15 protein-coding genes are annotated in these 14,419 nt (G+C 49.4%); 8 read left to right on the top strand and 7 right to left on the bottom strand.

Annotated elements, in window-relative coordinates; all coding sequences use genetic code 11:
- Genes Q397_RS0114550 through Q397_RS0114565 form a run of 4 tightly spaced genes read left to right on the top strand, consistent with a single transcriptional unit; the run spans position 1 to position 3,301 of the window.
- Entirely contained in the window at positions 1 to 867 is an 867-nt protein-coding gene (locus Q397_RS0114550) for a carbohydrate ABC transporter permease (RefSeq protein ID WP_038014133.1), read from the top strand.
- Between the two features lie 7 nt (positions 868 to 874).
- Positions 875 to 1,684: a carbohydrate ABC transporter permease gene (locus Q397_RS0114555; protein WP_028880040.1), complete on the top strand. Its 810-nt coding sequence runs from the start codon at positions 875 to 877 to the stop codon at positions 1,682 to 1,684.
- Positions 1,684 to 2,517, top strand: coding sequence for an endonuclease/exonuclease/phosphatase family protein (locus Q397_RS0114560; RefSeq protein WP_028880041.1), 834 nt, complete (start codon positions 1,684 to 1,686; stop codon positions 2,515 to 2,517). The genes Q397_RS0114555 and Q397_RS0114560 overlap by 1 nt, the downstream gene beginning before the upstream one ends.
- A 1-nt stretch (position 2,518) precedes the next feature.
- The gene (locus Q397_RS0114565) at positions 2,519 to 3,301 is read left to right on the top strand and encodes an HAD family hydrolase (protein ID WP_038014135.1); all 783 of its coding nucleotides are present in this window, start codon (positions 2,519 to 2,521) and stop codon (positions 3,299 to 3,301) included.
- Between the two features lie 50 nt (positions 3,302 to 3,351).
- Here the strand turns inward: Q397_RS0114565 and Q397_RS0114570 are convergent, their stop codons facing one another.
- The 5 genes from Q397_RS0114570 to Q397_RS0114590 all read right to left on the bottom strand — a co-directional run bounded on the left by Q397_RS0114570 (position 3,352) and on the right by Q397_RS0114590 (position 9,218).
- The gene (locus tag Q397_RS0114570; protein ID WP_028880043.1) at positions 3,352 to 4,407 is read right to left on the bottom strand and encodes a DUF1513 domain-containing protein; all 1,056 of its coding nucleotides are present in this window, start codon (positions 4,405 to 4,407) and stop codon (positions 3,352 to 3,354) included.
- Between the two features lie 4 nt (positions 4,408 to 4,411).
- Complete coding sequence (locus Q397_RS0114575; RefSeq protein ID WP_028880044.1) at positions 4,412 to 5,419, bottom strand: imelysin family protein; 1,008 nt, start codon at positions 5,417 to 5,419, stop codon at positions 4,412 to 4,414.
- A 10-nt stretch (positions 5,420 to 5,429) separates the two neighbouring features.
- On the bottom strand, positions 5,430 to 6,584 hold the full coding sequence (locus Q397_RS0114580; protein WP_084149079.1) for a di-heme oxidoredictase family protein: 1,155 nt from the start codon (positions 6,582 to 6,584) through the stop codon (positions 5,430 to 5,432).
- A gap of 156 nt (positions 6,585 to 6,740) precedes the next feature.
- Positions 6,741 to 8,018, bottom strand: a complete 1,278-nt coding sequence (locus Q397_RS0114585; protein WP_038014138.1) for an imelysin family protein — start codon at positions 8,016 to 8,018, stop codon at positions 6,741 to 6,743.
- A gap of 87 nt (positions 8,019 to 8,105) precedes the next feature.
- Positions 8,106 to 9,218, bottom strand: a complete 1,113-nt coding sequence (locus tag Q397_RS0114590) for a cytochrome-c peroxidase (protein WP_240475079.1) — start codon at positions 9,216 to 9,218, stop codon at positions 8,106 to 8,108.
- Positions 9,219 to 9,512: 294 nt separating this feature from the next.
- Here Q397_RS0114590 and bfr (Q397_RS0114595) point away from each other — a divergent pair, with 294 nt between their 5' ends.
- Together bfr (Q397_RS0114595) and bfr (Q397_RS0114600) are read left to right on the top strand one after the other, a co-directional pair.
- The gene (bfr, locus tag Q397_RS0114595; protein ID WP_028880048.1) at positions 9,513 to 9,977 is read left to right on the top strand and encodes a bacterioferritin; all 465 of its coding nucleotides are present in this window, start codon (positions 9,513 to 9,515) and stop codon (positions 9,975 to 9,977) included.
- Positions 9,978 to 9,989: 12 nt separating this feature from the next.
- Positions 9,990 to 10,460, top strand: coding sequence for a bacterioferritin (gene bfr, locus Q397_RS0114600; protein WP_028880049.1), 471 nt, complete (start codon positions 9,990 to 9,992; stop codon positions 10,458 to 10,460).
- A 106-nt stretch (positions 10,461 to 10,566) separates the two neighbouring features.
- On the opposite strand, the gene Q397_RS0114605 is transcribed toward bfr (Q397_RS0114600), so the two are convergent.
- Together Q397_RS0114605 and Q397_RS0114610 are read right to left on the bottom strand one after the other, a co-directional pair.
- Positions 10,567 to 10,755 (bottom strand): (2Fe-2S)-binding protein, encoded by a 189-nt coding sequence (locus Q397_RS0114605; protein ID WP_028880050.1) that lies wholly within the window; start codon positions 10,753 to 10,755, stop codon positions 10,567 to 10,569.
- A gap of 121 nt (positions 10,756 to 10,876) precedes the next feature.
- Positions 10,877 to 11,689 carry a helix-turn-helix domain-containing protein gene (locus Q397_RS0114610; RefSeq protein WP_028880051.1) on the bottom strand — a complete coding sequence of 271 codons (813 nt, stop codon included), beginning with the start codon at positions 11,687 to 11,689 and terminating at the stop codon, positions 10,877 to 10,879.
- 214 nt (positions 11,690 to 11,903) lie between these two features.
- Here Q397_RS0114610 and ansA point away from each other — a divergent pair, with 214 nt between their 5' ends.
- Both ansA and Q397_RS0114620 read left to right on the top strand, forming a co-directional pair.
- The gene (gene ansA / locus Q397_RS0114615; protein WP_028880052.1) at positions 11,904 to 12,923 is read left to right on the top strand and encodes an asparaginase; all 1,020 of its coding nucleotides are present in this window, start codon (positions 11,904 to 11,906) and stop codon (positions 12,921 to 12,923) included.
- A gap of 310 nt (positions 12,924 to 13,233) precedes the next feature.
- Positions 13,234 to 14,256 (top strand): amino acid ABC transporter substrate-binding protein, encoded by a 1,023-nt coding sequence (locus Q397_RS0114620; protein ID WP_028880053.1) that lies wholly within the window; start codon positions 13,234 to 13,236, stop codon positions 14,254 to 14,256.
- The last annotated feature ends 163 nt before the right edge of the window (positions 14,257 to 14,419 follow it).

Here is a 14,419-nt window from a genome sequence, read left to right on the forward strand (position 1 = left end):
ATGAAAAAAACAAATGTAATACAGGCTTGGTTGTTGCTGTTGCCCGCACTGGTGTTGTTGGTGGCCTTTACCCATTTGCCAACCATTAAGACCATTTGGCGCAGCTTCTTTTCCATTGGGGAGCGCACGGATACGGGGTTTGTTATTGATAACTACCAGTATCTTTGGGAAGATGACGTCTTATGGCAGGTCTTAGGCAATAGCTTTTGGTATCTGATCGGCACCGTGCCGACCTCCATCATTATTGCTTTGACCATGGCCTTGTGGGTGAATAGCAAACTCAAAGGCCGCAGCTTTTTGCGCTTGGCCTATTTTACGCCAACTATTCTGCCGATGATTTCTGTTGCGAATATCTGGCTGTTTTTCTATAGCCCGGAAATTGGCTTGTTTAACACCGTGCTGGGTTGGTTTGGGCATGATGGCTATAATTGGTTGGGCGATCCTGAAGTGGCGCTGACCAGCATCATGGTCATGACCGTTTGGAAAGAGGCCGGCTTTTTTATGATCTTTTATCTTGCTGCCCTGCAAGGTATCCGACCTGATCTTTATCAGGCCGCCCGTTTAGAAGGGGCTGGGTCGTTTACCATCTTGCGGCGCATTACCTTGCCTTTGTTGATGCCGATTACTTTGTTTGTGCTGGTGAATGCGATCCTGAACGCCTTTAAGATGGTGGATCATCTGTTCATCCTGACCAAAGGCGGGCCGAACAATGCCAGTAACCTGTTGCTTTATTATATCTATGAAAATGCGTTCAGCTTCTTTGATACGGCCTATGCGTCTGTTTTGACGGTCCTGTTGTTGCTGATCCTTGTTTTGTTGGCCCTGTTCCAGTTTGGTGTCCTTGAGCGCCGCATCCATTATCGGTGAGTGATCCATGTCTAAACTTTCAAACCTATTTATGACCGTTTGCGCGTGGGCGCTGGGGATCGCGTGGATATTGCCGTTGCTTTATGCTTTCTGGGCGGCCTTTCATCCCGCTGAAACGGCGACATCGTTTGATCTTACCGCACCCTTGACCTTAGAAAACTTTAAGACCGCTTGGCAGCAAGCCCCGTTCTTAAGCTACATGATCAATACGGTGGTGATCACCCTGATGATCCTCATTGTGCAATTGGTGCTTTGTACCTTGGCAGGATATGCGTTGGCGCGGATTGAATTTTGGGGCAGGGGCGTTGTCTTCGCCCTGATCCTGATGCAGTTGATGGTCGTGCCGGAAATCCTGATCGTGGAGAACTATCAGACCGTGGCTTCCCTTGGTCTGGTTGATACTTACCTGAGCGTGGGCTTGCCATATTTTGCCAGTGCGTTTGGTATCTTTTTGCTGCGACAGACCTTTATGACAGTCCCGCAAGACCTTGAAAATGCAGCCCGTATCGAAGGGTGTTCGCGCCTACAAATTATCTGGAAGGTCTATGTGCCTTTGGCGCGCCCGACCTATCTGGCTTTTGCCTTGGTGTCGATCAGTTATCACTGGAACAATTTCCTCTGGCCGTTGGTGGTGACGAATACGGAAAACAGCCGACCGCTGACCGTGGGGATGGCGATTTTTGGGGCGCCTGAGTCGGGTGTGGATTGGTCCATCGTCTCCGCCGGGACGCTGATTTCCATTAGTTTGTTGCTGGTCTTGTTTTTGATCTTCCAACGTCAATTTGTGCAGTCCTTTATGAATAGCGGGATCAAATAATGCGGATACAAAGCTGGAATATTCAAAGCACCCGTGGCTGTGACGGGCGTTTTGACGCCGTGCGCATCGCTGACGTGTTAAAGACAGACGGCATTGGGGATGTGATCTGCTTGCAGGAAGTCTCGCGCTGGTTTGCAGACTATGGCGGGGACGATCAACTGGCGTTTTTTAGCGAGGCGTTTCCCGATCATCTCGCGATCTGGGGGCCGGTGATGAGCCGAAAACCAAAGGGGCAGGGACGACGGGAGTTTGGCAACCTGACCTTGGTGCGCCCTGAGCTTTTGGAAGATTATCGCTTACACCTTCTGCCTGAACCGGTGGTAAACGGTGTTTATCAAATGCCACGGGGATGTGTTGAAGTGCGTTTACGTTATAAGGGCGATGTCCTGAGCATTTTAAACACCCACCTTGCGTACCATAGTCAAGGCGAACGGGTCGCACAGGTCCGCTTTTTGACAGAGCTGAAACGCAACGGCCTTGGGCGCTACATGGCAAACCGTGCGCAATCGGGGCAGGCTGCCTATGAGGTTTTGGTGGACCCGAAGCATTATATCCTGTGTGGGGACTTAAACCTGACGCCGGACAGCCGGGATTATGAGGTCTTGACCCAGGAAGGCATGTGGCAGGACAGCTGGACACATTTATATGCAGAGACTGCGCATGCGCCGACCTGTGGTATTTTTGATCAGGATCAGTGGGGCGAAGGGCCACATTGCCGCGACTTCTTTTTTGTAACGCCTGAGCTTACAAATGATCTGGAAAAGATGTATGTCAATCAACAGACAGACGCTTCAGATCATCAGCCTATCTATCTGGAAATAAGAGAAGAATAAAATGAACACACATTCCCCAAGACCGATAAGCAGCTTTGACCATAGTGGGATCAAAGTTGTTTTTACGGATATCGACGATACGCTGACATGGGAAGGGCGCTTGCCGGTTGAAACGTTTAATGCCCTTCAATCCTTAAAGGATGCCGGGATTATTGTGGTGCCTGTCACGGGGGCCAGTGGCGGTTGGGCGGATTGTATTGTGCGCACCTGGCCTGTGTCATCCTTGATTGCCGAAAACGGGTCTTTCTGGCTGGAACAGCGCCCTGATAATTTTGTGGAACGTCATTTTTGGTATGACGAACAAAAGCGGGCGGAGAACTTTGTGGCGTTGCGTACGCTAGGCGCGGAATTTAAACAGGCCTTCCCGATTATTGATTATACGGTGGATCAGGATTTCCGGTTGACGGATATTGCCTTTGATATCGGTCAGCAGGTGCATATTGATCCGGCAATCGCCCAAGAGGCAACGGACTGGTGGCATCAGCATGGGGTATCTGCGCGCCTTAGCTCCATTCATATCAATGTGTGGGTCGGGGATTATTCAAAGGCAGCCATGGCGTTGCGTTGGCTGGAAAATCATCCGCATATTGATGTTGAGGACTGTGTGTTTATCGGTGACTCGTTAAATGATGATACCATGTTTGCAACGTTTCCGGTGTCTGTTGGCGTTGCGAATATCGAGCGTTTTTTGGATAGAATGGACCATAAGCCAACGTATATTACGGAGAATATGGGGGGCTATGGGTTCTGTGAGCTGGCCAATATTTTGTTGAATATTAAATAAGATCATCAAAAAGCCCGACAAAACGGGATGTCGGGCTTTTTGATCAGGTTTTACCCGATAAATTGGCTGTGATTATCAAACCGCAAATCATGCGTTTGGCTTGCCCCATTGAGGGTACGTAGGACGCCATCGCCAGAGGTCAAAAGAAAACTGTCTTGGCGGGCGTAGGCGACCCCGCAGACGTCCTTTTGATCTATCTTATGTGGCGCTGTTTTATCCCAGACATACGCGCAGCCCCCACGTGGGGAAGCAACACAGAGGCTGTCTGGCGTTGCGCGCACACTACCGATATAGCCGTTAAAAATACGCCAGCCTTCTTGAGGGGCACTCAGGGGAGTTAGAGTGTCGTTTTGTGTTTTCCAAACCAATGGCAAATCACGGCGGTTTTTTAATTGGTCCTGTAAACCGATAAAGACCTGTCCATCAGCCGTCATGTCCATATGGCGGATGGACAACTGATTGAGTTTCTCCGGCAGGTGATGCTGCTTGGTGATTTTGCCTGTACGCAGATCAAGATAACTCAGGTTTGGTTGCATATCGTCAATATTGAGTTTTGCCCGCCCCATATTGGGATGAGTCAGGATGCCACCGTTAGAGATCACCAGCGTATCTTGGGCGCGTTTCATTTCATGAGGACCGATGCCGCCGCTTGGCATTTCCCCGACACGTTTGAAGTTTTGCGTGACATCATAGGCACCAATGACACCAATTTCATCATCATAGGCATTTTCGGTGGTGTAATAGGTATTTCCATCGGCAGAAAAGACGCCATGACCATAAAAATGTCGTCCCTCTGCACTGGAAATGACAGTTACTTTTTGCTGATCCAGATCAAAGACAAACATCTCCGTATCCGGGCGGCGCGAAGGTGCAACGATGAGGGGGTGAGTCGGATGTTTGTAAATCCCGTGTAGGCGAAGCGGCGTGTAAAACAGTATCTCGGCACTAAGGTCGGGCGCAATATGGGCAACGCCATATCTGCCTTCTTTGTCCATAAACCCACTGAGCCAACCCGTTAAAGGGGCTGCGGCTTTGGCAGAGTAGGGGAAAAGAACGGCCCCTAACCCTGCGGCGCTAACGCTTAAAAACTGTCGTCTGCTGATCATGGCTTTAGTCACCGTCCAAGCTGTTAAAGCCGACCGTCAGGCCCAGATGTTGGGTGAATTCTTCGACAATCAGGTTGCGGGTTTTAGAGATTTCGTCGCGGAATGTCAGGATTTTTTTGCGTGCTTCTTCGTCAGTGACCGCATCTTTCAAGGGCGAGGGGAGCGTGCTTGCCAGTTGGACAAATTTGCTCAATTGCTGTTCGGTTTTTTCGGCACTTTTTTCAGGTAGGAAACTGACAAAGGGGAGTGCCATCGCCCGCAGGCTTTTTGCGCTTTGTTGGATGTAGCGGGTGGAGCGCAGGCTGCGCCAGCCTTCAGCGCGTTTGCCATTCGCTTTTTTAAGGTTTGATCCCATGGGGAGTGCGATTTTTTGATCGCTGATCATTTGAAAGCCGGTCAGGAGTTCCGTAAACAGGCGGATGGCAACTTCGTCGTTTGATTCAAAAAAGATCGGGTGGGCGCTGCCTTCTTTAATGTTGGGCAGGGCCGCTTTCCAATCTTTCAGGGTGCCGTTTGCGATTTCCTCAATATTGTGAGCAATGGCTTTACCGAGTTGGCAGCCATAGTCATCCTTGATCGCATCTGTGTAAAGGATACGTTCCAGGGCGGGGAGACCTTGCAAGGCAACACTGGCGCCGGTGATCTTTTTTGCGCTCAGTAAACTGTTATCTTTATCGTTTAGGGCTTTGTTCAGACTTTTGCCAACCGCATTGCGGCGTTCGGGCCAGTGATACAGGCGATCGCGACGTAAAAGGAGGGTAATGGGACCAAAATTGATATGTTGCACCGCCGCCCAAGCATCCGAGGTATTGTGAAAAAGCGGCTTTAAGGTATCGCCATTGCAGGTCTTATCCCACGCGTCGGCTTGTATTTTTGCCTGATGAGAAAACACGTCATAGGACGGGATGACAAAGTCCTGAACAACCTTTAAGGAAAGTTCCTGCGTCGAGGGGGCCGCTTGGCTTATGGTCGGAGTGAGCAAAAGCAAGGATAAGGCGAATAAACGTTTCATCTGAATGTCCTTAGAGGCTGTTTACAAAACGGAGCAGGTTGAATTTATCTGTTTCAGACAGGCTGTTAAAGCGATCTTTGGCATTTTGCGCTTCCCCGCCATGCCAGTTGATGGCTTCTTCAACGGATTTGGCCCGTCCATCATGGAGAAAGAGTTTGGTATCGCGCGTTCCCCACAAAGGTTGCGTGCGCCATTCCCGACCTGTGGCATCGCCTTCGCGGATCCCGTCAGCCAAGCCGTCCCCCATGTCATGCAGTAACAGGTCGCTATAGGCGGTGACACTTTGTCCATCTTTGGTGGGTAAGCTGGGGATATGGCAATCTGCGCATCCGGTTTTTGCGAAGAGCCCATCATCAGACAACGCTGTCGGGGCAGGGGCTTTTAGTCTTTGTAAGTAGGTGGTGATGTAGCCCAGCATTTTGCTGTCAATTTCAAGGCCTTCAAACATTTCTGTGCCGCCGTGGGGCTGGGCAAGGCAGTCTTTTTGGGCTTCGGTACAATCTCCATAATGGTTGGGGTTGACCGGCGTAGACATGCCGATGTCGTTTGAAAAGGCATTCCCTGCTTGGATGTACAGACTGGGGGCCGTGGCCTTCCAGGCAAACCGACCGATTTTACCATCGATGATATTCGGGCGACCGGAAATGCCGTTGTTGTCTGTATCATCCGGGTCAGCATTGGCAAGGATGGTATCGTCGCTGACCTTTTCCAGCAGGCCAAGGCCATGCAGCGGTTGGGATAATCTGCCAGCGTAGTTTGTGTCTTTGGCCATGGGGCCGTAGGCGAGATCGCGGATGTCATAATAGCCATCTTTGTAAAGAACATGCGCTTCGCCCGAAAGGCCGTGGACGGCATTGGTCTGTAATTGTCGCCCGTAGACTGGATCGGGGCCGCCTTTTTCATTACCGATCCGAATGACGTAGCCAAGGCCGCCGATTTCGCCTTTGTCGTTTAAAGTGATTTCACCACGCCCGTTTTTGGGATGGCAGGCTAGGCAGGAACGGGCGTTGAACAAAGGACCCAGCCCGTCTGTGGCTTGGGTGGAAGACGGGGCGGAGGTCCAAGGGCGGTCAAACAGGGCTTTACCCATTGCAAAGTCCAGATCACCAGCATGGCTTGGCGGCGTAAAAAACACTAGTCCAAGGAGAGGGAGAACACGTTTCATAGGGGGTAGTCTCAAGAGCTTTGCGTTTGTATTTTTGTTAGAATGTGAAAACGGGAAAAGCGCAGCCAATGGCTACGCTCTCCCCGATAACAGTCTTGACGGGCACAGGTATGGTGTGTCTCCGTTTCCCGTACCAAACCAAGATGTCATCAAGTCTTAGTTGACGCTGGTCGGGTTATCGAGACTATCGGACCCTTCCACGTCAATTTTAAGTCCGAGGTCAGAAACAACCTGTTCAATGCCGCGCGTTTGGGCGACGAGACCGTCAACAACATCCAACAGGATTTTGTTTCCTTCCGGGTTGTTCGCACCCAGCATTTGGTCGTAGGCCATTTTACCGCTGTCGGCTGTATCTTTCATAACCTGCATTTTCGCGTTTGTGTCGGCAAGTAGACCGGACAGGCGCTCGTGCGCTGCAGGGGATTTGGCTTGGGTCAGGTCAGCAAGGCTTGGGCCAAACAGAACGGAGCCATCGATACGCGTGTAGCGACCGTTGTAAATCGCGTTCATGCCAACTTGGTTGTAGTAGTGTGAGTTGTGGGTATTGTCGGAGAAGCAATCATGCTCTTCTTCCGGATCATGAAGCAACACACCTAGCTTCATGCGCTCACCAGCAAGTTCACCGTAAGACAGGGAACCCAGACCGGTCAGGATCGTTGCCAAAGCATCCTCTGGGGATTTGGACAGGATGTCTTTGCGCGCTTCGCCACCATCGGCCCACGCGGCAACAATTTCTTCAAGGTCGGTGATTAACAGGTCTGTTGCTGCTGTCAAATACTGTACGCGGCGATCACAATTCCCGCCTGTGCAGTTTTTGGTGTCAAAGTCAGTTGCCGGGCGGTTGCCAGCACCAGCGTTTGTCCCGTTCAGGTCTTGGCCCCACAGCATAAATTCAATAGCGTGGTAACCTGTGGCAACGTTGGACTCGACTTCTTGCGCTTCGTGCAGGGAGCCTGAGAGCAATTCCGGCGTAATTTTTGTTGCATCAATTGTGGTGTTGCCAAGCTGGAATTTCTCGTTTGCAATCACGTTCAATGTGTAGGCCGGGTTTTCATCGGAAGACTGCCCGTAAGAGGCATCCACATAATCGATCAAACCTTCGTCCAGCGGCCATGCGTTGACTTTACCTTCCCAATCATCAACGACAGCGTTACCGAAACGATAGCCTTCTGTCTGTTGATAAGGGACGCGTGCTGCAATCCATGCTGTACGCGCAGCTTTCAAGGTCTCTTCAGTCGGGTTCGCGATCAGCGCTTCTACAGCTTTTTTAAGCTGGCGTGCTTCGTCAAGGGAGTCCTGATACATCGCCAACGCGATATCGGAGTAGGTCTTGACGATTTCCTGCGGGGCAGGTGCTGCTGCGTGTGCAAAGGAGGCAGAAGCGATCATGACAGTCGCAAGTGCAGTGGACTTGAGCAGATGAATAACCTTCATGGATAAGCCTTTATTTAATAATGAATATCAATTGCATAATTCCTAAGGTAACTAAGAACCATTTGCAACAATTATTTGTGGGTATTTTTAATTTTCCAACAGATGTTCATATCGGGCGTCGGTCAGAGTTTTCATAAACGCGACCAATGCATCAATCCGCTTGCTGTTCAGCGCATCACCGATCTCTAGTTCTTTTAAGGAAACTGTGTCTGCGACCTCAGGCTCACCCCATGGTTGCTTGCTTTCCGGGTTGATCTGGGACGGTTGGGAACGGGAATTATATTTGTTGTAGAATTTAACCACGGTGCGTAGGTCTTGAAAGACGCCATTGTGCATATAGGGGCCGGTGACAGCGACATTGCGCAGGGTCGGGACTTTATATTTGCCCTGTTGTGCTTCATCTTTAACGGCAGGATTCGCGAGTAATCCGTCGTCAACCAGTGTCGCAGACACACCATTCAAAGCTCTTAAGGCGGTGTTCGCCGGCACGCCGATGTTGTGATATTCATAATTGCTGAAGGTTTCTTTCTCAGCGCCCGGCAATTTGCGCAATTGATGGCATTGGTTGCAGTTGGTGAACTGTTGGGAGAAAAAGAGGATTCGGCCCAATTCTTCCTGATCCGTCAGTTTGACTTCGCCGCGCAGATATCGATCGTATTTGGAGTCGAAGGGCGAAAACTCTTCAGTCTGTTCGTAGGCTTGAAGGGCCTCGGTCATTTTAAGGTAGGCTTTATCGACGTCCTCAAAGATATCTTTGCCAAAAAGAGCCTGAAAACTTTCAACATAGGTGTCGTTTTCTTTTAGGCGGGCAATGGCTTCCTGTTTGCTGGCAAGACCCATTTCAGCGGGGTTGAGGGGCGGGCCACCCGCTTGATCAGCCAGCGTACCTGCGCGGCCATCCCAGAATTGTCCGCCGACATAGGTTCCGTCTTTGGTTTGATGAAAGGCGGGGCTGAAAGCGGCATAGCTTGCGGTGGGGGCTTGCCGATCGCCCAAGGATTGTGCGTCATCGCCAAGAGAGGCCATTTTTTTTGCACCGTTGTCGCGTGGATCAACAAAGCCTGCTTGTGGGTCGTGACAGGTTGCGCAGGACTGGGTGCGGTTTTTTGACAAGTTGGTGTCAAAGTAAAGTAATTGACCCAGCTCACTGAGGTCTGAGGCTTGGGCTGTTTGGAGAGGGGAGAAAACGAGGCATGACATCAAAAATGTCGACTGGAGGAGGGGGCGAAACATGGGACTCTCTGCTGCGAATAAAAGTGATAGTCATTCTTACTTATAACGAATTTATCCGCATTGAAATGATTTAGATCAATTCCCATGTGATCTTGAGGTTAAAAGGTACTTGTTGTTTGTCTGAAATAATAATGAGTATTATAATTAACTATATGATTTTTTTATGTTTTTTCTTGAATTGAGGGTAAGGATAGTCATAATAAGGCCGTGTCTCCAATTTTATAGAATTACATGAGTACCCGCAGATTTTAGGAGATGTGTATGAAGGGTAGTAAAAAAGTTTTAACTCAACTGAATAAGATCCTTGGCAATGAGCTGGTTTCCATTAACCAGACTTTTCTCCATTCCAGAATGTTTAATGACTGGGGGATCACCGAGCTGGGTTCGAAAGAATACAAAAAGTCCATCAAGGATATGAAACAAGCGGATAAGCTGATTGAACGTATCCTGTTTCTCGAAGGTTTGCCAAACCTGCAGAGCCTTGGCAAGTTGCGCATTGGTGAGGATACGCAAGACATCCTTAAGTGCGAACTTGATTTGATGGCTGGCATGCTTGACGATTTGCGCGCAGCAATCGCTGTTTGCGAGGACGAGCAGGATTATGTTTCTCGTGAGCTTTTAGACGAAGTGCTGGAAGATGAAGAAGAATTTCTTGATTGGCTGGAAACCCAGCAGCTGCAAATCGAAAATCAAGGTCTCGAAAACTACATTCAATCTAACGCATAAGGAGCCGTTCTGATGAAAGGCAATAAAAAAGTAATTGATGCCCTGAACGGGCTTCTGGCCCACGAAATGAGTGCGGCTGACCAATATTTCATTCATTCTCGTATGTATGAAGATTGGGGGATGACAGAACTGTTTGAGCGACTGAAGCACGAACAGGAAGAAGAACTACAGCACGCAGCCAAACTTGTGGAGCGTATCCTGTTTTTGGAAGGCACGCCTGACGTTGCGGCGCGTGACCCGCTGAAAATTGGTAAAGACGTTCCTTCCATGATGAAAAACGACCTTGCCTATGAATTGATGGTTGGTGCGGAACTGAAAAAAGTGATTGCCCTTTGTGAGAAAGAGCAAGATTACGTGACGCGTCAGATTCTGGTCACTCTGTTGGATGACACCGAAGTGGATCACACGTACTGGCTGGAAAAGCAGTTGGGTCTGATCGACAAAATGGGCTTGAAAAACTACATCCAGTCCAAATCATCCTAACGAAAAAAGCTCCGCTAGGGGCGAAGCTTTTTCTCGGGAAAGATCAGAGCCTATTGGGCCTGTTTATTTTAAAACACCCTTTCGTTTGCGGCGGGAGGGGGTTTTTTTATTCGGCAGCAAGAACAGTCGGTTCAGCTGTTTCGTTTGCGATCATATCGCGCATGCAATTGACGCACTGTGCGCATTCTGGCTTACAGCCATGGGCTTTAAAAATACGGCCAACGGTGGATGCACCTTCGTTCACGGCCTTAATGACCTGCTTCTCTCGGATGCCATTACAAACACAAACATACATTCACAGTACCTCCTGTTCCTGAAGGTAATATGTTGCGCTTAAGAATGATTGTCAATACAAATAATAATCGTTCTCATTAAATAAGCGCCTGTGCATAGGAAGCCTTATGAAACGGGGGGAGTTAGTGGCGTGCCCGAAAGTGCCATTCACCGTCATCGATGGTGTTTCGCAGTGCTTTTTTCAAAGAATCTTCAATTTCGTCTGTCTCTGCATCGTAAAGTCCGCAAAGGGAGAGCGCGCGCCTTTTGTCGACGTTGGTGCCTAAGTATTCGTAAACGACACGCGCGCAGCAGGGCATCCGTTCACCGCTGCCTGACGCGCCGAGTTTCAAGCCTGTCAGACGAGAAACCTTGTTGCGAAAGGTGGGGAAAAGGATGGTTTGAGTGACCTCGTAGCCCGTAATGGTTTCGTAATCAATCATGAAGATTCGATCTGTCAGGAAGAACACGCTGCCTACATAGCGCCCATGACACACGATGCTCTGGGAATCTTCCTGAAAACGCTCTGTGCGTTGATAATAAACGCCGTGTTGCTGCCTTTCGAGACAGACCAGGGTGCGAATGATTTTACCAGGGGAGGACATCGAGTGGTAATATTCAAAGTAATAGCCAAGATATTTTTCAAGGCTTTGGCTTCCGGCGGCGTGTAACTGCGTCAGGTGATCGACCTCGGGCAGATGGACAGCAGAAGAAGGGTGGCTTTTTGGCTTCACCTGCAAGAGACGTTGAAACTGATCATGCGGCAGCAAAAACTCAAATTCTTCCACACCAAAAAAATCACATAATCGCATCATAGCATTGGCCGATGGTTTATGTTTTCCGCTGAGGTAACGGTTAAACTGCGCCCGATTGAGGTTCACTTTGCGGCAAACTTCCGCAATGGACTTATAATAACTACAGGCGAATTTAAGGTTTCTGGCAAAATCGTCGCTCATATGGTGCTCTGATGTTTTTGTCACATGTGGAGGCGAATTATAGGTAATGCACTTTAAACTACAATAAGTCACATAAGTGCATTTTGGTGCATGTAGTGCTACATAATACACCAAAAAATGTAGTTTGCGAAATTGTATGTTGCAGAACTCCCGCGCAAAATAAGTCAAAATTAAAAAGAGGCTCTGTTCATCGGGGCATGTGTCAGGAGGTCAAATGTCAGATAAGCGAATTTTGATCGTTTATACCGGCGGTACAATTGGTATGCGCAAATCCGATCGCGGCTATCAACCCGTTGAAGGGTTTGCGGATTTATTGGCAAAACGCCTTGAGGGGCGCACCCTGACGCCATTGCCACAATATGATCTGATCGAATTCGAGACATTGATCGACAGCGCCAATGTTACACCTGCCGATTGGAGTAAAATAGCTGCCTGCATTTTAAAGCGTAAAGACTCATATGACGGCTTTGTGATCCTGCATGGGACGGATACGATGGCGTATACGGCGTCAGCCTTGTCTTTCATTTTGATGGGGCTGAATAAACCGGTCATTTTTACCGGGGCGCAGATCCCTTTGATCGAGTTACGAAATGACGCTTTCTCGAATGTGGTGACGAGTTTGATCCTCGCTGCAGATTATAGCCTTAATGAAGTCTGTATTTATTTTAACGGGCGTATCATGCGCGGCAATCGCAGCCGTAAACTTAAAAGCGCCGGTTTTGATGCGTTTAATTCTCCAAACTTCCCATGGTTGGGGACGGTTGGGATCGACATTACCTTGCACGAAGGTTTGCTGCTTGGCCCGATGATGGAAAACTTCCATCAAAATGATTTTTTGCAGCATAGCGTGGCTCAGCTGCAACTTTATCCGGGCATGGATGGTGCTATGTTTCGGGCCATGCTGCAAAGTGAGAATCTGAAAGCGCTTATCATCCTGTCTTATGGCGTGGGGAATCCACCGGATAGTAATCAATCCCTGATCCAGTTTTTGGAAGAAGCGTCCGCGCAAGGCATTGTGGTGGTTAACGTCTCGCAATGTGTGCAAGGGCGTGTGGTACAGGGGGCGTATGCTAGTGGAGATGCTTTTAACCGACTGGGCGTCGTCCCTGCCACGGATTTGACGTTGGAGGCTGCCTTTACCAAGCTGCACTATTTGATCAGTCAGGGCAGGGCGACTGAAGATATTCGCGCGCAGTTACGCGTGCCGTATTGCGGGGAATGTGATGAGAATTAAACCGCTATATTACCAAGCTCTTTTCTAGGAATGGTGCAATATGGTGCTGTAAACGCGTATTTTTGCGCTCTAAACTGCACCAATTGCAAAGTTCTCAGAGCCAAGGAGAGTTCATTATAAAAAAAAGGCAGACGCGAGTTGTTTGATGGTTGGAAAAACCAAAGGAGCTTGCGAAGGTCAAAAGAAACCGCAAAAGCGGACGTCCCCGAAATGGTTCATGCCATTTTGATTTAATTATAACTTTGACACGGAGGCATTGGCTGCACGAGAGACTGATAACAAACAGCCAATGCATAGCAGGAGACTATTTATGAAGAATTCTTTATCTGTTGTTGCTGGTGCGCTTGTCGCAACAGCCGTTTCAGCAGGTGCAGCCTCAGCTGCCGATACCCTGAAGGAAGTGCAAGAACGTGGTGAGTTGGTTTGTGGTGTTTCCACAGGTCTGCCGGGCTTCTCTCTTCCGGATGAAAAAGGGAACTGGACAGGTATCGATGTTGATGTGTGCCGTGGTGTTGCCGCAGCCGTTTTGGGCGATGCAAGTAAAGTGAAGTTCATCCCTCTGACTGCGAAAGAGCGTTTTACAGCGTTGCAGTCTGGTGAAATTGATGTTCTGTCACGTAACACGACTTGGACACATACACGTGATGCGTCTCTGGGCCTGAACTTTACAGGCGTAACTTATTATGACGGTCAGGGCTTCCTGGTTCAAAAAGAGTTGGGCGTTAAGTCTGCTCTCGAACTGGATGGCGCCTCCGTTTGTATCCAGTCCGGTACAACAACTGAGTTGAACCTGGCGGATTACTTCAAGCTGAACGGCATGTCTTTCAGCCCGGTTGTTTACGATACGGCTGACCAGACTGTACAGGGCTTCGCAGCGGGTCGTTGCGACATCTTGACGTCTGACCAATCTCAGCTTTATGCGCTGCGTTCCAAGCTGGATGACCCATCTAAAGCGGTTGTTCTGCCGGAAGTGATTTCCAAAGAACCATTGGGGCCGGTTGTGCGTCAAGGCGACGATGCGTGGTTTAACATTGTGAAATGGACTCTGTTTGCCCAAATCAACGCAGAAGAACTGGGGCTGACATCAGCCAACATCGACAGCATGATGGACAGCGCAAACCCGAACGTTCAGCGTCTGGTAGGCACATCCGGTGATGCCGGTGCCAAACTGGGTCTGGATGCGAAATGGGCGTATAACGCGGTGAAACAGGTTGGTAACTACGGCGAAATGTTCGACCGTAACGTCGGCCCTGAGACTCCGCTGCAAATTTCACGCGGCCTGAACGCCCTTTGGTCTAAAGGTGGTCTTCAGTACGCACCGCCGGTGCGCTAAGACCTTGTGATCTTTGAGTGAGAAGTGAGTGTGTTTTTTGTCGAAGTCTTCTTCGCATAAAGGACGCACTCACTTTTTTTTAGACTAAGTCCCGCATGAGGGCGCGCCCTTGTAAAGAGGTGAGTTTTCGCGCCTTTGTGCCAAGTTTGGAGTGTGCCGATGT

Origin of the sequence: Terasakiella pusilla DSM 6293, from assembly GCF_000688235.1 — a bacterium.
GTDB classification, from domain to species: domain Bacteria; phylum Pseudomonadota; class Alphaproteobacteria; order Rhodospirillales; family Terasakiellaceae; genus Terasakiella; species Terasakiella pusilla.